The following is a 21,208-nucleotide window of genomic DNA, read 5'->3' on the forward strand; positions in this document are numbered from 1 at the left end:
CCTTATCAGCGAGTATATTGGCAATTCCAGCCACTATCCTAGCCGTAGACGGTCAGGGATAGCGCCAGCCGTGATTGTGGTGTTAATTGGCGTTTTCGGCCAATTTACACCACGGGACGTGTTTGGAAACTCGCGGATTTTGCGAGGTTCCAAACCGAGCTGAAAGCCCGCTCTTTGGCTGCAAGCGGTCCCCACAGTAGGCAGAACCCCTGACAGTCGCAGGCGACCAGCATACGCACGCTAATAATTCGAGGTAATACTCGGTGATAACTCAGCTATTATACCATAGCGCAGACTGTGAACGAACGATGGAGATGAATCCGCCCCTAACGATGGTGTATAATAGACGAAATCAACCCGAAAGAAGGAGATTTCATGGATAAAATGACACTCGAACCGCACTATGATGACGATTGTATTTTTTGCAAAATCTTAAAGGGAGATATCCCGAGCTACACCGTTTACGAAGATAACATTGTCAAGGCTTTCCTAGATATTTCACAAGGGACTCCCGGCCACACGCTGGTCATTCCGAAGACCCACGTCAAGGACATCTTCGCCTACGACAGTGACCTCGCAGCGGCCGTCTTCTCCCGGATTCCGCGCATCGCCCGTGCCGTTCAGGCGTCAGATCCCGCCATTACTGGGATGAACATCGTCAATAACAACGGTAAGGTGGCCTATCAATCCGTATTCCATTCCCACTTTCACCTCGTTCCCCGCTACACCGACGACGATGATTTCCAAATGATCTTTAAGGATAACTCCGGCAACTACACGCCAGACGATTACGCTGCTATCCAGTCTAAGATCAAAGCACACGTGGAGGATTAATCATGGGATTTGGTAAATTTCTAACCGGTGTCACCCTGGCAACCGGTGTTGGTTTGGCAGCCTACTTTACGTTGACCAAGCAAGATCCCCGTGTCTGGGCCAAGCAACTTGGTGACCAGGTCAAGGACACCGCCAACAAGGTTGACGACGTCAAGACGGCTAAGGATAATATGACGACAAAGGTAGCCGCCCTTAACGCCACCGTTACTGCCGCCACCCCTGCCATCGAGGATATTCAAAGCGATGTCGAAAAGTTTGCGTTTAAAATTGCCCCACGCGTGGAAGAAATTCAGGACACAGTCTCACGCTGGGATAAGTTCTAAATTTGAACTTTTTGTAAAGCTTCGCGTACCTTTTTAGGTTTCGCCATATTTGTGTTATGATATCCAAGTATGGTGTTTACACCAATTTTGATGAATGGATGTGTTGAGTAATATGAAGAAATGGTTTATCGCCCTTGCTGGCTTGTTACTGACTGTAACGCTTGCTGGTTGTGGGAACCAAACCGTTGCAACCACTAGCGGTGGTAAGGTTACCGAAAGTGCTTACTACAGCAGTTTGAAGGGAACTTCATCTGGTAAGCAAGTTCTGCAACAGATGATCCTGAACAAGGTTTTGGAAAAGCAATACGGTAGCAAGGTCAAGAAGTCCGCTGTTACTAAGCAATTCAATACCTATAAGGCACAGTATGGCTCATCATTCAAGAGCGTTCTTTCTCAAAGTGGGATGACGGAATCCAGCTTAAAGACTGAAATCCGTTCTAACTTACTCTTGAAGGAAGCCGTTAAGGACAACGTAACGGTTACTGATGCGCAATACAAGAAGCAATTCAAGAGCTACGAACCAGAAGTTACTGTTGCCCACATCTTAGTTTCCAAGAAGTCTACTGCTAACACGATTATCAGCGACTTGAAGGGTACCAAGAAGAGCGACATGACGTCCGAATTCACGAAGTTAGCTAAGAAGTACTCTACTGATACAGCTACCAAGAACAAGGGTGGTAAGTTGAGTGCCTTCGATAGCACGGACACTTCCCTTGACTCAACCTTCAAGAAGGCTGCCTTCAAGCTTAAGACTGGTGAATACACCGCTACGCCTGTTAAGACGCAATACGGTTACCACGTCATCTTGATGTTGAAGAACCCTGGTAAGGGTACTATGAACCAACACAAGGCTGAACTTAAGAAGCAAATCATTGACAACGACATGAACGATTCTACTGTTCTGCACAACGTGGTTGCCAAGGTCTTGAAGAAGGGTGACGTTTCCATCAAGGATAACGATTTGAAGAACATCTTGTCTGATTACTTATCATCAAGCAAGTCTTCCACCACTTCATCTTCAACTAAGTAATTTCTGAATTAAACTGATCCCCGGTTCACCGATTTCCGTCGGCGTACCGGGGATTTTTTTGTCTTTGCATTTCGCCTTGCCGGGCGGTGAAAATAAACTGGAACGCGGTGGGCAAAATACAAATGTGGCTCTGTCGCTTGCGGCTGCCAGGGTTACGTCTGCTGTGGGGACCGTCTTCAGCCACAGAACAGGCTTCCGCCTTGGTTTGAAACCTCGCTCAAGACCGCGAGTTTCCAAACACATCCCATGGCGTAAGAACGGGCACCCCACCATCTTCACGGCCGGCTCCACCCTAGCTGCCTCCAGCTACACTACAATTGTCTATCATCTGCACGACCGCCCACTGATGAATTACAACAGCCTACAAAAATTCATCGTACTCACATCCCCGTATGACAGGCCAAGCCGGCCCCCTCTTTCTTTACATTATTCATCATCAGCCAAAAGCCAATCATTTAAAAATTCATCTCGTAAAACAAAAGCCACGCCCAAAATAACTGGTGCGGCTTTCTATCATACTTAATTTTTATCAAAAAATTTTGAGACTTGATTGCCCCATTGCACTTTAATCTTTTTTCTCTTCCGGTACATCTGTCGTTGGCCGGTAGAAACGGCGGCCATCCATGGCAAAGACCCGTTCCGAGAATTCTCCCGGTTCCGTGTGGTCCACGACCGTATCCAGCATCATGATTGAAGCATCCAATTCATCCAATTGGTGGAGCACATCGGCTTCACGTAGGGCCGGACGCACAGGCGAACCGTATTCCAACAAACCGTGGTGACTCAAGATCATGTGCCGCAACAGTAAGACATCCTCGGCTTGTGGATCCAGCTTCAGGGGATCACAGGCTCGGACCAGTTCCCCATCGATCAGCACGATATGGCCTATTAGGTTACCGGCCAAGGTGTAGGTCGTCGACTGCGGGCCTGACAGTTCAATGGTCTTACCCAAGTCATGTAGAATTGCACCGGCAAAGAGCAGTGGCGCATTTAAATCCGGATACTGTTTGACCACAGAATGGGCCAATTTCAAAATTGAAATCGTATGAAAAGCCAGCCCACCCTTAAACGCATGGTGGTTGCTCTTAGCTGCAGGGAACGTGAAAAATTGATCCTGATATTCGCCCAAGAGCTTGCGTACCAGCCGGTTCCAAGTTGGCTGGGTAATCTCAAAAATGGTCTGGTTGATGTAATCTTCCATGGCCGCCCGATCCATCGGTGCCTGTTCAATAAACATTTCTGGATCGGTAGGTTCTCCCGGCTTAGCTAAGCGCAGGTGGAAAATCTTAATCTGCGGATGGGTCTGGTAATTCTCCCGCTTCCCTTGTAGGTGCACGACCTGACCAGAGACATAGTTTTTAACATCCTCTTCGGAAGCGTCCCAGTACTTACCTGAAATCTCTCCAGAACGGTCTTCAAAAACTAAGGCAATGTACTGCTTGCCATTCTTCGCCACCCGGACGTCCGCCGACTTTAATAACACAAATAGGTCGACCGCCTCGTCCACTGCGTAGTCCATTAATTGTTTTGTTGCCGCCATGTTAGCCCCTCCTAATCAGTTAATCGAATTAAGTTTTCTGTGGGTAATCTATCCGCAACCCCATCATCCGCGGTCAATAGAATCACTTGAATGTCGTCGCTGATGGCTGCTAACAGCTGATAAGCCGCCTGTCGTCGATCGGCATCAAAATTAACGAAGCCGTCATCGATGACTACCGGCATGGCCACCCGCTGCGCCATGACTACGGCAAAGGCTAATTTCACGGCAAAGTCGAGTTGTTCGGCCGTCCCCCGTGACAGTTGCCCCACCGCACGCCAGTCGCCATCCGCACGTTTGACCCGGAGCGTGGTTGGTGTGAGTTCAATTTCAGTATACCGGTTTTCCGTTAATTTACCATAGAATTGGCTAGCCGTTTTGACGATTTGGGGCAAACGGTCGCCGGATGCCGCAGCCAAAGTCGCCGCGATCCACTGACTCACTAACCGATCGACCAACCATTGTTGCGTGGTCGCCTGCATCTGTGCCGCTAGATTGGCTAATTTTTGGCGCAGACTAGCCTGCGTGCCGCTGGCGGTCAAATGGTCTAGCTGACCGGCAATCGTCGCGAGATGCTCCGTCATGGCATCTAACTGCTGTTGTAAGTCTGTGACCTGCGTCGTCGCCGACTGCGCACGTTGGCCGAGATCCGCTTGACTGGCAACCCGCTGCAGCGCCGCCAAGTTACGTTCTCCCAGCTGTTGGGCCAAAGCTGCGCGCTGTTGCGTCCGATTCCCCTGCTCACGTACCTGCTGATACTGCTGATAAAAGGCATCCGTACTGCGTAAATTACGCGTCTGTAAGAAGGTTGTGACGGCGCGTTGGGCTTGATCTAATGCAATCTGGTCGCGTTTTAACCGCCCGGCCACCGCCGTGACATCGCTCTCCTGTGTCCGCAACCGCTGCTGCGTGCTCTGTAAGTCCTGCAATTCACGTGCCAACTCGGAAAAATTGGTGGTCGTTGCCACCGGCAGTGCCCGCTGAACGGCTGTCTGGAAGTCGGTGACCGTCTTTGCCACCGTTGCCAACTGCTCAGCGACATTTTCCAGCCGTTGCGTGAGTCGATCCCAGGTCACAATAGCATCCTGAGCCGCATTCCACTGCTCCAGTGCCAAATCACTCAATCCGTGGGCATCCCCAATATCATCGAGTTGCTGGGTCAGGTGATCGATATCTCTACCACCCTCCCGCAGTTGCGCCTGAACATCCCGGATGTCTTCCTCTAATGTCTGCATTTGCCGACTGGCTGGTGTGCTGCTATCCACGATGAAGACACCATAGTAGCCCACGGCCACGCCAAGCAGCGCACCCACTAGTTTAAACAGGGCACCGGGAAGAAACATCGCCCCGATCAGCACGATTAGCCCAGCTGACAGCCAGCCAACCTGCTTGTCAGCCAGCGGATTTTTACGCTGTTGCCGAGTTGGTTGTTGCTGGCGATACTGTTCGTTAAGCTGATTAAGTTGTTGCTGAAGTCGTCGCCGCTTCTGGTTGGCCAACGACAGACTCGCCGTTAACTCCTGCACCTGTTGGGTGGTCGCCAGTGAAAACGCCCGCGGCATCTGGCCGTGCTTCGCGTACTGATGCTCAATATTACCGGCCTGTTGCTGCAGGTCGGCCTGATCAGTCTGCAAGCGTTCGCGTTCCCGCGCGGCAATGGTCACGTCGGGTAACCGCGCAATCAGGGGATCAACCTGTGCCGTGACTAATAAGTATTGTTGAAAAAGCGGTGGCAATTGTGCTTGTTCTTGCAAACTCGCCAATTGCTCCTGATCTCCCTGGAGGGTGGTTGCCGTCGCATTTACCTGATTGGTCAACCGTTCCAAGGCCGTGGCATCGTTCTGCTGAAAGCCGCTGGCTACTGGTGTTGTCGTATCATCTAAATCCAGCCACTGCTGATAGGTGGACCACAGCGATAATTGCTGGTCGTATTGGCTCGCCACCTGCCGTTGCACCGCTAACTGCCGCTGTAGCTCCGTTTGCTGAGAACGCTGTTGCTGCTGCGTCTGCAAAAGATCCCAATAAGTGGTGTAGCTGGCATTGGCTCGATTTAATTTCTCAGTTAAGTCTTGATATTCCTGAAGTTGCTGATTCAAACGCGGCTTGCGGCCCTGTGGCTTGTAGAGGTCATCCGCAGCATCATCCAATCGACGTGCCTGTGTCAGCCAAAAGTCGCTCCCAACGGCGCCCACGTGACGCAGCCGATCAATCAGCTCCTGCTTAGATGCCGCAAACACGGTACCCAACCGGGGCTCATTGATGGCGTAGACGTTGCTGAAAAGCTGGGCGTCGACCGGCGCCAATAAGTGAGCCAAAGTGGTTGCTGGCAAAACCAAATCAAGCGTGATGTTGCGTAGGGTCACTTTGCCTCCGCGTGGCCCATCCACACGAGTGACCAGGTAGTCCGTCCCATCCTGTGTAAAGGCAATCTCGCCGCCGAAGCGACTGCCATCGAGGGGTTCATAGCGGAGCTCCGGGTGCTTCTTCGTTGGAAAACCAAAGAGAATGGCGCTGATAAATTGCGTCAACGTGGACTTACCCGCCTCGTTTGGTCCTAGTAGGACATTTAAGCCTGCATTCAGTGGAAAGGTCCGATCGTGAAATTTACCAAAACCGTAAATCGTCAACTGGTTAAGCTCCATGGTTCTCCTCCTCTCCCATTAACTCGGCTAACTGCCGACGCGCGGCGGCTTCCACTTCCGTTGCTGTCTCTGGCTGGGCAAACCACGCCGCCAGCGTCTGATCCTGATTAAGCTTGCCAAAAAGTTGCTGTAAGTTCTCCGGTGTAAAGACCCCGCTCGCTCCCTGTTCCCAGTAGTGCTGGTCCAATTGTGGGGCAACCATCTTGGCCGCCTGGGTGGCTGTATTAACCGCAATCACATAGCGTTGGGACGCTCGCATAGTGCGTTGTTGCGTCCGCTGCCAGAGCGCTAACCAATCCCCGCTTTGCAGCTGGGCGGCATCCTCACCAGTCAGTGGCTGTGCCAATTGCACGGTGAAGGCCGTGAGCGTCGTGCGGTCCGCGGGATGCGCCGTTAACCAATCTACCAGCTGCTGACTCACGGTCTGGAGAGACTCGCCACCGGACAGCGTGACTGTCTCCCAGTTGATCGCCGACGTTTCAAAGAATTCAGGCACGAGATGGCCGTTCTGACTGGTCACCAGGTAGGCGCCCTTCGTGCCGGTCTCGGTAATGGCCCGCCCCTGCGTATTTCCTGCGTACAGAATTGGCGGTTGGTCGTTTAGCGACTGCCGATGGTGAATGTGACCCAGCGCCCAGTAATCGTAGTGTTTCGCCAATAACTCATCTACCGTAAAGGGCGCGTAGTGGTCGCCACTACCGGTACTGACGGCACCGTGTAGCATGCCGATGTGCCAGTCGGTTGCCGCATGCGTGGGAAACTGAACCGCTTGATCATCCGGTACCCAGCGTTGCGGGTAGCTGAAACCACTGATGGCCACCGTCTCTCCAGACGTTAACGTCAGCGTCTGCGTCCCGACCTCTGGGCCGAATACAGTCACGTTGGCGGGATACGCCACGGTCTGATGTTGGTCTGCGAGGTAATCGTGATTCCCAAAGCTGATCAGCGCCGGAATTTTAGCGTCGTTGAGTCGGTTAAACTGCTCGAACAAGTAGGCCTGCGCCGCCACACTCTGTTCCGCGCGATCAAAGAGATCACCGGCGAGTAGGACAAAGTCCACGTGTTCGGCAATCGCTTTATCAAAAACCTTGGTTGCTGCGGTAAAAGTTGACTTGCGCACCTGGGCCAACAAAGTGTTGGGCAAATACTGCAGCCCCAAAAACGGGCTATCTAAATGTAAATCAGCCGCATGAATGAATTTCATGGTTCGGGCCTGCCTTTCTTAATTTTCTCTTGGTTTAACATTGTCGCCTGCGGTTGCCAGGAATTCTACCTGCTGTGGGGACCGGTGAAAGCTTGAGGAACGATCTTTCACCTCGGTTTGAAACCTCACCAAGACCAGGTGAGCTTCCAAACACGTCCCATGCTGTAACCCCGGGAAGGACCAAACGCCCGGGCTAACAGCACCGACACAGCCGGCTCCATTCCTGGCCTCCTCCGGCTACACTAGATGTTAAACCAGCGCAACCTTCTTTTTCCCACTCTGATTCCCAGACGAGGGATACTACTCACAACCTATACAATACTATCTATATTCATACAAACAACATTGATTCCAAGCCTTCACTAAATTCTCTCCAAATCAATACCAGTTAAAAAAAACGTCGGCGCCGACCTTCCCAACGGAATGGTTGCGCCGACGATTCTTTTCGCCTAGCCCTTGTAGATAGCTTGAATGGGTTCGGTAATCATCTTGTTTAAATCAGTCAACAGGTCGTTAACGCCCCGTTCCTTATCCATCAAGGCCTTGATGGCATCCTTTTCGGAAACGCGACCGGCAACTTCTTGGACGTGCTTCATGTCTTCGTCCGTAGGTTGTTGACCCGTCATTTGTTTTTGTTGTAAGTCCATTTGAATTTGTTCAAATTCTTTAAACAACTTGTACGTTTCATCGTCAGCCTTCATCGTGTCGAAAGCTGCTTGAAGATCCTTGAATTCTTGTGTTTCTTGCAAGGTTTGGGCCACTTGTTCGCCCAGTGCGTGCATGTCTGCCATTAGTGTTCCTCCTTGTTGGGCATCCGCCCGGATAAGTTAATCACCAACTATTGTACCATGGTTTCTCACGCAACCCTAGCGAGAATCAGCTATTCCACGTAGGATTTCGCCTTTTCCCACCAAGATTTAACCGTGTCGGCAGCGTTGTTAAATGACTTACCCGCATTGTCGATGCCATTCTGGACCTGATCCCAGATATCACTGGATGAAGAGGTCGTGCCAGAACTTTCAGCCTTGGCCAACGTCGATGCATCCTTGGTGGTAAACGAAGTCCCCTTGGTGTTGGGTAGAATCCCTTGCATTTCTGCTTGGAACAGTGGGCCTTCACCGGTACCACTAACGTTCTCCAAGTGATGCTTACTGCTGGTACTGTCAAACCCTTCCCAGGTTGTGACGACCACATCAGGGGTATAGCCGACAATCCATTTGTCACGGGTTGCATCGGCATCCCCATCGGCCTCGGTACTCCCGGTCTTCCCGGCAATCGTGTACCCGTAAGGCTTGGCGCTAGTTCCAGTCCCGTAGTTAAAGACGCCCATCATCATACTGGTCATCTGCTTAGCGGTCTTCTCCGACATCACCTTGGTGCTCTTCGCCTTACTGTCATCCGTGCTGACGACCACGTTCCCCGAGGCATCCACAATCTTACGGATGTAATGGGCTGAAGTCATGGTCCCGTTATTGGCAAATGACGTGTAGGCCTGAGCCAGCTGTTGCGGTGATACCCCGGTCTTCAAACCACCCAGCGCTAACGCCAGGTTCTTATCGGACTTCGTGACGGGTAAGCCAAACTTCTTCACGGATTCGTAACCCTTGTCCACACCGATCTTATTCAGCAACCACACGGCGGGTGCGTTGGCACTCTGCGCTAGGGCCTGGTACATCGGCATCTTACCGGTATACTGGTTGCCATAGTTTTCTGGCGTGTACTTGTTCGAGCCATATGATTTCTTCTTGTTGGTCAGTTCAGAATCGTAGTAGTACCCATTCTCCAAGGCTGGCGTGTAAACGGCCAGTGGCTTGATGGTCGATCCCGGTTGTCGCTGCATCTGCGTCGCTCGGTTGTAGCCCCGGAAGACGTGTTTACCCCGACCGCCGACGACCGCTTCAACGCCACCGGTATCCGGATCAATGGCAATGCTGGCTGCTTGAACCTTGGTGCCATCAGCCGCGTTGGCTGGGAAGTAACTAGTATTCTTAAACAGCGTCTGCATTTGTTTCTGGTTGGATTGATCCAGAGTCGTATAGATCTTGTAACCCTTGTTCATGATCTCCGATTCGGTCAGGCCATACTTGCTGACAGCCTCATTGATTACGGCATCGAAGAAGTACGGGTACTTATAGGAATTCTTATACGCATAACTGTCATTGGTGGTGAGTGCCGTAGCCTGATACTGCTTGGCTTGAGCCGAGGTAATCGCCCCAGTCTCCGCCATTAACCCCAACACGACATTCCGCCGGGCGCGTGAGGCCTGGGGATGGTCGATGGGATTGTAAGCACTCGGTGAAGTCAACATTCCCGCTAAGACGGCCGATTCGGGCACCGTCAGTTGTTCGGCCGAGGTTCCAAAGTACCGTTCGGCCGCATCCTGAACCCCCCAGACCCCGTTACCGAAGTAGGCATTGTTCAGATACATCGAGAGGATATCTTTCTTGGTATAAACATTTTCGATTTCAATCGACAAAAAGAGTTCCTTGAACTTTCGCGTAAAGGTCTGCTCCTGTGTCAGGTAGGCATTCTTCGCCAACTGCTGCGTCAGCGTACTCCCCCCACCACTAATGTAGTTGTGCCGGAGCACCTTGTTCTTGGCATACAGAAAGAAGGCCCGCGCATATCCCTTGAAAGAAAATCCATACTCATGATAAAAGTTGCGATCTTCCGTGGAGATCACGGCGCTCTGAACGCTCGGTGAAATACTCTTTAATGGGACGTAGGTACCCTTCTGGGAATACAACGTCCCGGCTTTTTGATTACTGCGGTCATAGATCTGCGTTGGATTTTCCAGCGCAGCCTTCAGGTCGCCGACGTTGGCCGTCTTGGCCATGAACGTCAGGTAGCCACTTAACACCAAGAACCCACTCAGCACAATGACGATCAACCACCGCGTTAACTGAAATCGGTGCCAGACGTACTTGAAGCGAGCCTTGAAGCCTGACCAAAAGTTCTGATTAGGTTGTTGGTTATTCATAAATAGCCTCTTCTTATCTCAATTAGAATTGAACACTCAGGCTAGGCTGACCTATCCGGACTACTAGTCGCAAACAATCGGCACTGGCTTGCGCATTCATTAGCTAGTCGCGTCATCTCTCAACTGACGCGCCCCTGCGGCTCTGATTTTAAATAAACTCGCCACGTGTAATATCACTATTTTAGCATAGTCCATCGACCCGCCCGGCGTTTCCCAAAAACTTTACGAACCTTTAAAATAGCTTAACTCTGGGTTGACGCGGCACTTCCGTTGGCGCTCCGCGAATCTTAACGGTGCCAACACTTAAGTTTACCGAATCGGCAAAAAGGCGTAAAGCGAACGGCTATTCGCTTTACGCCCTCTCAAATTATGGTAAGTTTAATGGACGATGTCCGGGTTCATTTCGTCCGCGATCATGTCATGGAGCTTGACCGCTACCTCGGCACTAGGACTGATAATGAAAATGGTATCATGTCCGGCCAAAGTTCCGGCAACCTCTGGCAAGTTCAAGTCATCAAAGATTGCTGCTAAGAGGTTCCCGTTGCTCGGGAGCGTTTTCAAAATATTGACGAATTCAACCCGAGTCAGGCCCGTAACGACCTCGTTGATGGTCTCCCGTAGCCGCTCTTCCTCACTACGATTACCGGCCTTGAAGATTGTGTAGCGCAGGTGGCCGTGACCATCCTGGGCCTTAACAATCTGCATTTCCCGAATATCCCGCGAGATGGTGGCCTGCGTAGCTTGAATGCCAACCTCCTCGAGGTGTTCCATTAACTCTTCCTGCGTACCGATCGGATATTGATTGATCAGCTGCTCGATACGTGATTGACGCATACTTTTCTTCATTGCGACCACCCTTCCCGCATAAAATTGCATTAAGTATAACAAAGGATGCGCAATTTAGCCACACGTCTCTGCATATTTATAAAGCAAGTGTACCAAATATTCGTTTTCAACGCAAAAAGAAGCTTCCTCAGGAACGGGAAACTTCTTAACGAACTGTTGTGGCTAAGTGTTGTCGCCTGCGGTGATCATAGATTCTGCTACTGTGGGGACCGCCTACAGCCAAAGTGCGCGCTTACGTCGCACAGTCACTGCGGTGTCATCCCTGGCCTCCTCCAGCTTTACTAACGTTTAAGCACGACGTTAGTTAATCATCCAGCCATCAATTTCAGCCAAAACAGCATTTAATAAGGACGCTGGTTATACCGTCAGTAGCTATGTACCTGCTCTAACTATCTTGATGTGTTGCACCTAAATCAATCTCATGGACGTTAGCTTCCTGCGCCATGCCATAGATAAAAAACGGTCACCCACTAAGCTTATGCCGAGTTGATGACCGTTTCTTCTAACCTTTAAATTTAATTTGAGCTTACATTTCGTCTGGTGCTTGAACACCCAACAGGCGTAAGGATTCCTTCAGAACCGTGGAAACGGCCTTGACCAGTGCTAAGCGTGCTGGTAACTCGGCGTCTTCCGTCAGGATCTTGGAGTGCGCGTAGTACTTGTTGAAGGTCTTCGCTAAGCGAATGGCGTACTTGGCAATGACGGATGGTTCCAGTTCCTTGCAAGCCATCTTGACCATTGCCGGGAAGTCAGCCAATGCCTTAATGGTATCCCAAGCTTCTGGGTCCGTGATATGGTTGCCAGCTGCCTGCACGTCAACGTTAGATGCCTTACGCAGGATACTTTCGGCACGGGCGTGAGAGTACTGTACGTATGGACCAGTTTCTCCCTCGAACTTCAACTGGTCAGCCAATACGAAGTCAATGTTGTTGGTCCGTTCGTTCTTCAAATCACCGAAGACGATGGCACCGACACCAACTTGCTTGGCGACTTCTTGCTTGTTTGCCAATTCTGGGTTCTTTTCGTTGATCTGTTCACCAGCCAACTTAACGGATTCTTCCAGAACCTTGGCCAACAGGATGATCCGGCCGGAACGGGTCGATAACTTCTTCCCGTCAACGGTGATCAAACCAAATGGCACGTGTTGGAGGTTGTCGGCAGACTTAACGCCCATTTCCTTCAGGACGGCCTTCAATTGCTTGAAGTAGTAAGTCTGTTCGGACCCAACCACGTATAAGTTCTTAGCTGGCGCGTAAGTCCGGTCACGGTATAAGGCCGTGGCGATATCACGGGTGATATACAGGGATGCCCCATCACTCTTCAAGATTAAGGCTGGGTTCAAGTCGTATTTGCTCAAATCAACCACTTGGGCGCCTTGTGACTCAACCAGTAAGTGCTTGTCCTTTAAGATCTGAACAACTTCTTCCAGCTTGTCGTTGTAGAAGGCTTCACCATTGTAGGTGTCGAACTTCACACCCAATTCTTCATAAACATCGTTGAATTCTTGGAGAGAAGCTTCACGGAACCATTTCCACAGACGGTGAGCTTCTTCATCGCCGTCTTCTAGCTTCTTGAACCATTCACGCGCAACGTCGTCCAGTTCAGGTTTGTCGACGTCTTCCTTATGGAAACGCACGTAGTATTCAACCAACTTGTTGATGGGATCAGCCTTCACATCGGCTTCATTCCCCCACAACTTGTAGGCGGTGATCAGTTTTCCAAATTGGGTTCCCCAGTCACCCAAGTGATTATCCTTGATTGGGTGGTAACCGTTCTTGGTCAGAATCTCAGCAATCGAGTTCCCGATAACCGTTGAACGCAGGTGACCCATAGACATTGGCTTGGCAATGTTAGGTGAAGACATGTCGATTGGCACGTTACCGCCGTTACCGTCTTCGTTCTTCCCGTAGCTGGCACCAGCCGTCAGAACCGTATCCAGAGTTGCTTCACTGTAAGCGCCCTTGTCAAAGAAGAAGTTCAGGTAAGGACCAACGACCTCGACCTTTTCAAAGTCAGTCGTATCCAGCTTGTCAGCCAAGTCCTGCGCAATCTGTTGGGGTGCGCGGTGTAAAACCTTGGCCAGCGTAAATGTTGGGAACGCCATGTCCCCCTTATCAGATGTCTTTGGCCGTTCCAGCTTGGCGCTGATCTCGTCAGCGGTCAATTGGCCGTCGAGCGCTTGGGCTAAGGCTGCAGTAACTTTTTGTTTGTAATCCATGCTAATTTTCCTCCCTATAATTCACTTCATCAATGACGTTGTGCTCTTAGTTTACATCATTTCACCGGTGGGATAAAAAAACGTCCCCTACAAAAATATTTGTAAGAGACGAGATTTCCCGCGGTACCACTCTGATTGACTTAAAAGTCCACTTAAATGATCAATTTAATTGACTCAGCCGCTCCGTTCCGATGGTGAAATTACCCGGCTCACAGCCTCCCGGATTCGCTGAAAATTATAACCACCGTACTAATTCGTCTGAGGTGCTTTCGAATAATAAGAAAGACGACCCTAAAGGCCGCCCCATTCGAAAGCGGGTGACGGGAATCGGACCCGCGACACAAGCTTGGGAAGCTTGAATTTTACCACTAAACTACACCCGCACAACACAGAAAAGTATAGCATACCATCTGTGAGTTGTCATTATCTTTTTGCAAATAAATTCAAAAAGTTGTTAAAAACTAGTTTTCGTCTGCTTTGTTGCCCGTAATCTTGGCAGCTGACTTACGTACAACGGCACGGTTATTCATGTCCCCGACCGCCGTTTTATCAGCTGGATCGTAGTCGCGGATCTCAACTAAAACTGAATTATCATACACTTTGGTCACTTCACCCGTGAAATCGTGTTCCAGGGGACCAAACTTCTTTGCCGCAACGTAATCGCCAATCTTAATCTCTGTATCAGTCGTTTCATCAGCCATTGTTCGTCGCTCCTTTCGTATGCAAATAATAATTATAGCTAAATTCCGCCGTAACCGCAAGCAAATGCTTCCGGCATCTCTGCCACAGAATTGTAAGAACATTGAAACAATCAGCTAATTCCGAACTTTGATTGTAAATACCATGTAAAAATCACAAGAATCCGATAGTTGATGAGTTCATCCGCCCTTTTCCCGTCATACATGCCGAAACCCCGAACTTGGCTGATAGATCACCCCATAAGCTATTCAATATTCAACCTTTGAAAAATACGTTATAATCGAGTCGTTGCGTTACATCTTTTTTTAGATAAAGGATATTCGGTAGGAGGAGAAGTTATTATGAAGAAATGGCAACACTGGGCGATTCGGGGAATCGCCCTCACGGCGGGATGTCTGGGATTATTCTGGTCATCCACGACTGCTAGTGCCAATGCAATCAATACCTACATTGGTAATCAAGATTACAGCACACCTAAGATCACCAAGGCCTATCAATCGGTTCTGCCAAAGAATAGCTACCGGTATAACAAGCCTGAAGGGGTTGTGGTCCACGAAACGGCTAACCCGAATTCCACTATTTATGGTGAAATTAACTACATGACTGGTCACTACAACAACGCCTTCGTGCACACCTTCGTTGATGCCAGTAACATCATCAACATTGCTAACACGAAATACCTGTGCTGGGGAGCTGGGCCGGTAGCCAACCAACGTTACGTGCAATTCGAACAAGTCGAAGTCCACTCCAAGTCGGCCTTCGCTTCCGAATTAAACAACGCGGCCTACTATACGGCTTACATCCTTAAACAATACGGGTTAACACCGAAGCGGTACACGACGGTTCTTTCCCACCACGATGTCTCTAATCAACTGGGTGGAACGAACCATACCGACCCCGATGGTTACTGGTCCACGAATGCCAGAAACTACTTTGGCACAACTTACACCATGACGGACTTCGTTAACCTAGTGAAGACGCAGTACGCGAACCTAGGTGGGGTTACCACCGATACAGATACTGATACAACGACCGATCAAACACCAGACGAGTCTACGCAACACACGGTGGCCAAGCCTAAGACTGTGAAATATTACCACGGTGGCAACAATGAAACGGCCACCTTAGCCAACAACTATACCAGTTGGAGTGTCTACAACCACGTTAAGGGCACGAACGGTGCACGTAAGATTGGCTGGTCCAACCTGAGTTCCGACTACCGTGGCGCCAAGGTCTACGTCGACAGTCGTGGTGTTAAGAAAGGCGGCTGGAGTGGTACTTGGTACCGGATTCGTTTCAGTAAGAACTCCAGTTACAAGTACTGGGTCTACAGTAAGGTCTTGAATTTCCAAAAAGTCACCTACAGTGATGCCAGCGGCACCCCTACCTTAAAGACTACCAAGAACTACGCTTTATACAACCACGTCCTGAATTCAAACTACCTGTCCAAGACGACGGCTCACACACAAGACTTCAAGGCTGGTACAACGGCTAAGATCAACAAAAAAGGCTACAAGGCTAGTGACAACTCCACTTGGTACCGCGTTTCCGTTGCGGGTAACACCTACTGGGCAAAGTCCACAAGTCTGAACTTGAACTAAACCATCATAACTTAGGGGACGAAACACCGCGCGTGTTTCGCCCCTTTTGTCTAAAGGAGCAACCTAAAAATGGGTAAAATTCAATTCTACGGCGCCATCTCCCTCGATGGTTACCTAGCAACGACAAATGATAATATTGATTGGCTGACTAGCCTGCCAAACATTCCCGCCGACGTGGGTGCTAAGACGCTCGCCGCCATGTCAACCGCCATCCTCGGTCGCGTCACCTACGAGGCAATTCAGGCCATGGCACCCGGAAGTCCCCTGAATCCGCACAATCCGGAAATGGACAGTTACGTACTGACCAGCCACTCCAAGCCTGCTCAGCCCGGCTACACCTTCACGTCAACGGATGTGGTGACCCTAGCCACGCAATTAACCCAACAATCGGGTAACGTCTGGGTGGTCGGTGGGAGTGGTGTCTTAATGCCCCTACTCGCCGCCAACCTCGTTGACGATTTGTTTATTCAAATCGCGCCGATTCTTTTGGGAAACGGCAAGCGCTTGTTCGGCGAATTGGCACAGCCTCAAGATTACCAGTTGGTCGCGACGCATCAATACGGTCCATTGGCCGAAGTCGTTTATCACCGGGTAAATTAGTTCCCTTTGGCCCCGTCAATATGGTACGCTAGAAGCAAATAGTGCTTAAGGGAGCGGTTACGATGTGGTTAGCCTTACATTTTTGGACCTGGATTGTCCTGACGATCCTGGTGATCGTTGGTCTGACGCGGCACTCGGAAAAGCGAGTGACCCAATTTTTACTGCTAGCAAGACTGGCCTATCTGGTCATGATTATTAGTGGTGTTGTCCTGAGTATTCGGACGTTCGGCCACGCACCCCTGCTGATCAGTCTCAAGTTTGCCTTGGGAATTGCGACCATCGCGCTGATTGAAGTCAGCTTTGGCCGTAAAATGGAACGTGACACCCCTCACCTGATCTACTGGATACTGGGCGTCGTCGCTCTGATTACGGTTGGTTTGGGCCTGACACTGGCTTTTCGGTAGTAAACAGAGTGGGACAACAGGCGATTAGCTAGTAAGCATTAACATCATAAGGGGAAAATCCCGGGTTTGGATTATTCTCCTTATGGGGTTAAGCGCAGCTAGCTGCCTGCTGTCTCACGTTTCGACCATATAAAATTGGATAGCAATAGCGTCTGGGATTTTGTCCCCGGCCTGTAAACAAAACGGACCCGCTCGTCATGAGCAGGTCCGTTTTTGACTACCAAACTTATTTATTACGCATCTTCAAAGCCAGTTCCAGCGTCCGGTCGACCAAAATAGATTGGCTGTCGGCCGTTGGGAAGGTCGTCTCGGGCTCCCGTTCCTGAGCCAATGAAAGCTCAGTGCAGCCCAAGATGACCACGTCGGCATGTTGTTCCGTCATCATTTCACGAATGATACGGTGGAACAAGTCGGCGTTCACTTCGTTGTTTTCTTTGATATAGTGATAAATCAGCTTCATCGTCTCGGCTTCGATAGCTTCAGTTGGCAGGACGGGCGTTAACCCTGCTGCCTTCACCTCATCCTCGTAGACCTTATCGGCAATGGTTCCTCGCGTCCCGGTAATCCCGATACGTTTGGCATCCGGATACCGGCGCTTGATCTCTTTAACGGTCTCGCGTGGCATGTGCAGAATGGGAATGTCAGTGGCTGCTTGCAGGTCGTCATAGAAATAATGCGCCGTGTTGCATGGCAACGTAAAGAACTCTGGGTGTAACTGACTCTGTTGCTGAATATCTTCTAACAAGCTCGGTAGTGGATTGGGCTGACTGTGATCCAAAATGTAGTCTGTCCGGTCCGGCACCGTGGCGTGGTTGACCAAAATATAATTCAAATACTCCTGATCGGCGTGAGCCGGCGTCCGTAAGTTCAGTTGATGTAAATAACTTTCGGTGGCCATGGTGCCCATGCCGCCAATAATCGTAAAGAATTTTTGCATGGCAATTACCCCTTGTTTTCTGCGAAGTACTTCTTGAAGTTAACCGTGTAGTTGTGTTGCATCCACTGGATCAGGGCCCAACGCTTCAAGTTCATGTCTTGATCGTAACGATACGTGGTCCCGTACTTGCCCGCTGCAATCAGCTTGAGGGCGCGTTCCTTGTCGGCATTTTCACGCGTATACTGCTTGAATACCTTGACCGGTACCCCTAACCACAAAGCGTGTTGACTTTCGTCCTTGTTCCCATAAACAGTCGGTGCATCAACCAGTTCACCCTTAACATAGTCCTTAACGACCCAGTCTGCAAGGTTATAGCCGTTCAACGTCACGAAGAAACTGCTCCGTCCTTGCCGCAAATTGATTTCAAACAACTTGAAGCTGTGGTCGCGGACGTCATACTTCATGTCAAAGTTGGCGTACCCGGTGAAGTCGATGGCTTCCAGGAAGGTCTGGATGTTTTTGTAAATCGTTTCGTTGTATTCCGGAATGATGGCCACGTAGTTACCGATGGCCGATGGTGCGGGATCTTCCAACAGGGGATGACCCAAGCACATCATCTTCACGTGATGGTGCTGATCCACGTAGGCATTCAGTACCCGCATGTTGCTGTCATCGCCGGGCACGAAGTCTTGCAAGATCAGGTCGGAGGTATACCCGTTGGCGTAGGCCTTGACCACGATGTCCTTGAATTCGGCTTCACTTTGAATCCGGAAAGCTTTCTTCCGACCTTCAAAGTGCACGTCGAGCCATTCCACACTGTTGGCTGGCTTCAGGGCAACTGGGTAGTCAAAGGGTTGTTCAACATCCCCACTGGCCGCTTCATCCTTGGTGATGATTCGCGTTGCCGGGTAAGGCAAGTCGTACTGGTCACACACCTTGTAGAAGTTTTCCTTGTTGTTGAGGTGCCGCAACTTGTCGTAATCGATATATGGGCAAATAAAGACATCTTCCAGTTCGGCCTTATGCTTACTGATCAGTTGGGCATAGCCATCCCCACAACCGATTAAAATAACGGGTTCGGGATGATTGGCATACCGTTCCTTGAGTTTACGCATGGTTTCGATCCACACGGGATCCTCATCGAATCCGGGAATCAGTTCCAGATTAACCACCTTGGTGTAGCGGGTCGGGGCCAACTGAATGCTGGCGAAGGCCTGAACGGGTTCGTGGTACAGATCGTAAAATGACCGGGCCATCCCGTAAACGTTGAAGTCACTCCCCAACAGAATTGGGGTGAATTTTACGCCATTGTTTTCCATAACTATTTTAAAGTCCCTTCACAACTACTTTTTATCTGATTAAACGCAAGCAAGGTTGTTAGCGGACGAGTCCAATAGCAACCTTGAGCGTTATGTACGCGCCGTGTGAATGCACGGCGCATCTTAAATTATATTAAACTTGTGTCCGGTGGACCAGATCAACCGTCTTGGCCGTCGTGTCTTCTGGGAAGTAAACTTCGTACCAGAGGATGAACGTGTAGATGGTAAAGATCTTTTGCATGCTGGACTTACCGTTGATGTGTTCACGTAAGATATCCATCAAGGCTTCGGTATCAAAGAATTTGTGGGCCACGTCAGAATTGAAGGCTTCAATGATCCGTGACTTGTAAGGTTCCGTCTTGATCCAAGTAGCGATTGGAGATGGGAAGCCCATCTTTTCCTTCTTCGCTACCCGTTCTGGCAATTCGGCTTCGGCAGCAGTCCGCAGAGAAACCTTCGTTTCATCTGTGTGAATCCGCGTCTTCACTGGCATGGTCGCGGCAAACTTTGCCACTTCCTTATCAACCAATGGGGTCCGAACTTCCAGAGAGTTCGCCATACTCATCCGATCAGCCTTGTGTAAGATATCGTAAGGTAACCAGGTGTTGATGTCGAAGTATTGCATTTGGGTCATTTCGTCCAAGCCCTTAACGTCATCAAACAAGTGCTTGGTGTAAGCACCCGCATCTTGATTGAGCTTCGGGTTTTTCAGAATCTTGTTCCGGTCATGGTAGTCAAACACGTAGTTGACCCGGTAGTAGCGTTCGCTCAATGGCTGTGCACCACGCACTAAGAAACGCCGTCCATGAAACCGTGGGAACTTTTCGGCGATGCCACCCAGCATCTTCCGAATGCCCTTTGGTACCCACTTCTGGTAGCGCTCGAATGGAATGGCTTCGAGGTAAGTGTTGTAACCCCCGAAGAATTCATCGGCCCCTTCACCAGACAGGGCAACCTTTACGGATTCACGCGTCCCCTTAGACAGGTAGTATAACTGCATTGCTGAAGGGTTAGATAACGGCTCGTCCATGTAGTACATGATGGTTGGCAGGATATCGAAGTAATCCTCACCCGTCATGTAGAGTGGCGTGTTCTTTTGCTTGATTTCCTTGGCAAACTCAGTAGACCAGCTCAACTCACTGTACTTAGAGTTCTTGAACCCTAAGGAGAAGGATTGAATTGGTTTGAGCTTGGAGGCTTCATTCAATACGTAGGAAGAGTCGATCCCACTGGACAAGAAGCTCCCTACTTCAACGTCGGCGATCATGTGCGCCTTAACGGATTCGTCAACGATGCCACGAATCTTCTTGGCATCCTCTTCAACCGTTTGGCTGTTGTCAATGTGATCGTAGTTGAACTTGAAGTAACGGTGCGTTTCCGTTTCCCCGTTCGCGTGATGAATGAAGTATTGACCAGGCAATACCTTGTAAACGTTCTTGAACATGGTGTCCCGTGATGGGATAAACTCGAAGCTCAAATGGATTGGCAATAAGGTTTCGTTGAATTCCTTCTTGAAGTTTGGGTGTTCGAGGAAGGCTTTGATTTCAGAAGCCCACAGGAACGTCTTGCCATCGTCGTAGTAGTACATTGGCTTGATCCCGAAGTGATCCCGGGCACCAAAGACTTCGTTCTTCGTCTTGTCGTAAATGGCAAAGGCGTACATCCCCCGAAGCCGGTCCAACAACTTAGGACCCCAAGCATCGTAACCGTGGATCAGAACTTCAGAATCCACGTCCGTTTGGAATTCGTAGCCGAGCTTTTGTAAGTCAGCTCGAATTTCCTTGTAGTTATAAATTTCACCATTAAAAGTTAAGACCTTGGTTTGGTCCCGGTTGTACATTGGTTGCTTACCGTGAGCCAAGTCAATGATCGACAAGCGGCGGAAGCCCATGACAGCTTGGTCATCACTGAAGTAGGCCTCGTCATCTGGCCCCCGGTGCTTGATGCGGTCTGCCATATCGTTAATCGTGGTAGCCGGAACATCCTTTTGGTTCACGTAGCCAACGAATCCACACATGTGCGTATCCCCTTTTTCCTGTTTATTATTAAGTCTAATTTGGTCGTTCATTAAAATTTAAATGAAACACAACACCC

17 protein-coding genes and 1 tRNA gene are annotated in these 21,208 nt (G+C 50.0%); 6 read left to right on the forward strand and 12 right to left on the reverse strand.

Features of this window, described 5'->3' with window-relative positions:
* Positions 1-375 precede the first annotated feature (375 nt).
* The 3 genes from EKM73_RS00850 to EKM73_RS00860 all read left to right on the forward strand — a co-directional run bounded on the left by EKM73_RS00850 (position 376) and on the right by EKM73_RS00860 (position 2,187).
* Entirely contained in the window at positions 376-834 is a 459-nt protein-coding gene (locus EKM73_RS00850) for an HIT family protein (RefSeq protein ID WP_382386951.1), read from the forward strand.
* Positions 835-836: 2 nt separating this feature from the next.
* Entirely contained in the window at positions 837-1,157 is a 321-nt protein-coding gene (locus tag EKM73_RS00855) for a hypothetical protein (protein ID WP_125700120.1), read from the forward strand.
* 112 nt (positions 1,158-1,269) lie between these two features.
* Complete coding sequence (locus tag EKM73_RS00860) at positions 1,270-2,187, forward strand: peptidylprolyl isomerase PrsA (protein ID WP_125700121.1); 918 nt, start codon at positions 1,270-1,272, stop codon at positions 2,185-2,187.
* Positions 2,188-2,752: 565 nt separating this feature from the next.
* Here EKM73_RS00860 and EKM73_RS00870 read toward each other — a convergent pair.
* From EKM73_RS00870 to EKM73_RS00910, 9 genes are all read right to left on the reverse strand, one after another.
* Positions 2,753-3,727, reverse strand: a complete 975-nt coding sequence (locus EKM73_RS00870) for a 3'-5' exoribonuclease YhaM family protein (protein ID WP_125700123.1) — start codon at positions 3,725-3,727, stop codon at positions 2,753-2,755.
* 11 nt (positions 3,728-3,738) lie between these two features.
* The gene (locus tag EKM73_RS00875; RefSeq protein WP_125700124.1) at positions 3,739-6,366 is read right to left on the reverse strand and encodes an ATP-binding protein; all 2,628 of its coding nucleotides are present in this window, start codon (positions 6,364-6,366) and stop codon (positions 3,739-3,741) included.
* Positions 6,356-7,570, reverse strand: coding sequence for a metallophosphoesterase family protein (locus EKM73_RS00880; protein ID WP_125700125.1), 1,215 nt, complete (start codon positions 7,568-7,570; stop codon positions 6,356-6,358). Before EKM73_RS00880 ends, EKM73_RS00875 begins: the two co-directional genes overlap by 11 nt.
* Positions 7,571-8,019: 449 nt before the next feature.
* Positions 8,020-8,361, reverse strand: coding sequence for a YlbF family regulator (locus tag EKM73_RS00885; protein WP_020089244.1), 342 nt, complete (start codon positions 8,359-8,361; stop codon positions 8,020-8,022).
* Positions 8,362-8,450: 89 nt separating this feature from the next.
* Positions 8,451-10,550, reverse strand: a complete 2,100-nt coding sequence (locus tag EKM73_RS00890; protein WP_125700126.1) for a PBP1A family penicillin-binding protein — start codon at positions 10,548-10,550, stop codon at positions 8,451-8,453.
* A gap of 378 nt (positions 10,551-10,928) precedes the next feature.
* Complete coding sequence (locus EKM73_RS00895) at positions 10,929-11,396, reverse strand: arginine repressor (RefSeq protein ID WP_020089242.1); 468 nt, start codon at positions 11,394-11,396, stop codon at positions 10,929-10,931.
* A gap of 526 nt (positions 11,397-11,922) precedes the next feature.
* Entirely contained in the window at positions 11,923-13,614 is a 1,692-nt protein-coding gene (gene argS, locus EKM73_RS00900) for an arginine--tRNA ligase (RefSeq protein ID WP_125700127.1), read from the reverse strand.
* Between the two features lie 312 nt (positions 13,615-13,926).
* Positions 13,927-13,997 (reverse strand) — tRNA-Gly (locus EKM73_RS00905).
* 78 nt (positions 13,998-14,075) lie between these two features.
* Positions 14,076-14,315, reverse strand: coding sequence for a DUF2187 domain-containing protein (locus tag EKM73_RS00910; protein WP_125700128.1), 240 nt, complete (start codon positions 14,313-14,315; stop codon positions 14,076-14,078).
* Positions 14,316-14,654: 339 nt separating this feature from the next.
* Here EKM73_RS00910 and EKM73_RS00915 point away from each other — a divergent pair, with 339 nt between their 5' ends.
* The 3 genes from EKM73_RS00915 (at position 14,655) to EKM73_RS00925 (ending at position 16,918) form a co-directional block, all read left to right on the forward strand.
* On the forward strand, positions 14,655-15,914 hold the full coding sequence (locus EKM73_RS00915; RefSeq protein ID WP_125700129.1) for a peptidoglycan recognition protein family protein: 1,260 nt from the start codon (positions 14,655-14,657) through the stop codon (positions 15,912-15,914).
* A gap of 69 nt (positions 15,915-15,983) precedes the next feature.
* On the forward strand, positions 15,984-16,514 hold the full coding sequence (locus tag EKM73_RS00920) for a dihydrofolate reductase family protein (protein WP_125700130.1): 531 nt from the start codon (positions 15,984-15,986) through the stop codon (positions 16,512-16,514).
* Positions 16,515-16,576: 62 nt separating this feature from the next.
* Positions 16,577-16,918, forward strand: coding sequence for a YisL family protein (locus EKM73_RS00925; protein ID WP_125700131.1), 342 nt, complete (start codon positions 16,577-16,579; stop codon positions 16,916-16,918).
* 226 nt (positions 16,919-17,144) lie between these two features.
* Here EKM73_RS00925 and EKM73_RS00930 read toward each other — a convergent pair whose 3' ends face one another.
* From EKM73_RS00930 to asnB, 3 genes are all read right to left on the reverse strand, one after another.
* Positions 17,145-17,855: an aspartate/glutamate racemase family protein gene (locus EKM73_RS00930; RefSeq protein ID WP_125700132.1), complete on the reverse strand. Its 711-nt coding sequence runs from the start codon at positions 17,853-17,855 to the stop codon at positions 17,145-17,147.
* A 5-nt stretch (positions 17,856-17,860) separates the two neighbouring features.
* Positions 17,861-19,114, reverse strand: coding sequence for a carboxylate--amine ligase (locus EKM73_RS00935; RefSeq protein WP_125700133.1), 1,254 nt, complete (start codon positions 19,112-19,114; stop codon positions 17,861-17,863).
* A 133-nt stretch (positions 19,115-19,247) separates the two neighbouring features.
* Positions 19,248-21,131, reverse strand: coding sequence for an asparagine synthase (glutamine-hydrolyzing) (gene asnB, locus EKM73_RS00940; RefSeq protein WP_125700134.1), 1,884 nt, complete (start codon positions 21,129-21,131; stop codon positions 19,248-19,250).
* Positions 21,132-21,208: the final 77 nt, after the last annotated feature.

The organism is Levilactobacillus fuyuanensis (assembly GCF_003946395.1).
In the GTDB taxonomy this organism is placed as follows: Bacteria; Bacillota; Bacilli; order Lactobacillales; family Lactobacillaceae; genus Levilactobacillus; species Levilactobacillus fuyuanensis.

Bases quoted from the DNA above. Each gene is read 5' to 3' on its own strand.
- EKM73_RS00890 (WP_125700126.1), bottom strand. From the start codon at position 10,550: ATGAATAACCAACAACCTAATCAGAACTTTTGGTCAGGCTTCAAGGCT.
- EKM73_RS00870 (WP_125700123.1), bottom strand. From the start codon at position 3,727: ATGGCGGCAACAAAACAATTAATGGACTACGCAGTGGACGAGGCGGTC.
- EKM73_RS00860 (WP_125700121.1), top strand. From the start codon at position 1,270: ATGAAGAAATGGTTTATCGCCCTTGCTGGCTTGTTACTGACTGTAACG.
- EKM73_RS00930 (WP_125700132.1), bottom strand. From the start codon at position 17,855: ATGCAAAAATTCTTTACGATTATTGGCGGCATGGGCACCATGGCCACC.
- EKM73_RS00910 (WP_125700128.1), bottom strand. From the start codon at position 14,315: ATGGCTGATGAAACGACTGATACAGAGATTAAGATTGGCGATTACGTT.
- asnB (WP_125700134.1), bottom strand. From the start codon at position 21,131: ATGTGTGGATTCGTTGGCTACGTGAACCAAAAGGATGTTCCGGCTACC.
- EKM73_RS00915 (WP_125700129.1), top strand. From the start codon at position 14,655: ATGAAGAAATGGCAACACTGGGCGATTCGGGGAATCGCCCTCACGGCG.
- EKM73_RS00895 (WP_020089242.1), bottom strand. From the start codon at position 11,396: ATGAAGAAAAGTATGCGTCAATCACGTATCGAGCAGCTGATCAATCAA.
- EKM73_RS00855 (WP_125700120.1), top strand. From the start codon at position 837: ATGGGATTTGGTAAATTTCTAACCGGTGTCACCCTGGCAACCGGTGTT.
- EKM73_RS00880 (WP_125700125.1), bottom strand. From the start codon at position 7,570: ATGAAATTCATTCATGCGGCTGATTTACATTTAGATAGCCCGTTTTTG.
- EKM73_RS00850 (WP_382386951.1), top strand. From the start codon at position 376: ATGGATAAAATGACACTCGAACCGCACTATGATGACGATTGTATTTTT.
- EKM73_RS00920 (WP_125700130.1), top strand. From the start codon at position 15,984: ATGGGTAAAATTCAATTCTACGGCGCCATCTCCCTCGATGGTTACCTA.
- EKM73_RS00885 (WP_020089244.1), bottom strand. From the start codon at position 8,361: ATGGCAGACATGCACGCACTGGGCGAACAAGTGGCCCAAACCTTGCAA.
- EKM73_RS00875 (WP_125700124.1), bottom strand. From the start codon at position 6,366: ATGGAGCTTAACCAGTTGACGATTTACGGTTTTGGTAAATTTCACGAT.
- EKM73_RS00925 (WP_125700131.1), top strand. From the start codon at position 16,577: ATGTGGTTAGCCTTACATTTTTGGACCTGGATTGTCCTGACGATCCTG.
- argS (WP_125700127.1), bottom strand. From the start codon at position 13,614: ATGGATTACAAACAAAAAGTTACTGCAGCCTTAGCCCAAGCGCTCGAC.
- EKM73_RS00935 (WP_125700133.1), bottom strand. From the start codon at position 19,114: ATGGAAAACAATGGCGTAAAATTCACCCCAATTCTGTTGGGGAGTGAC.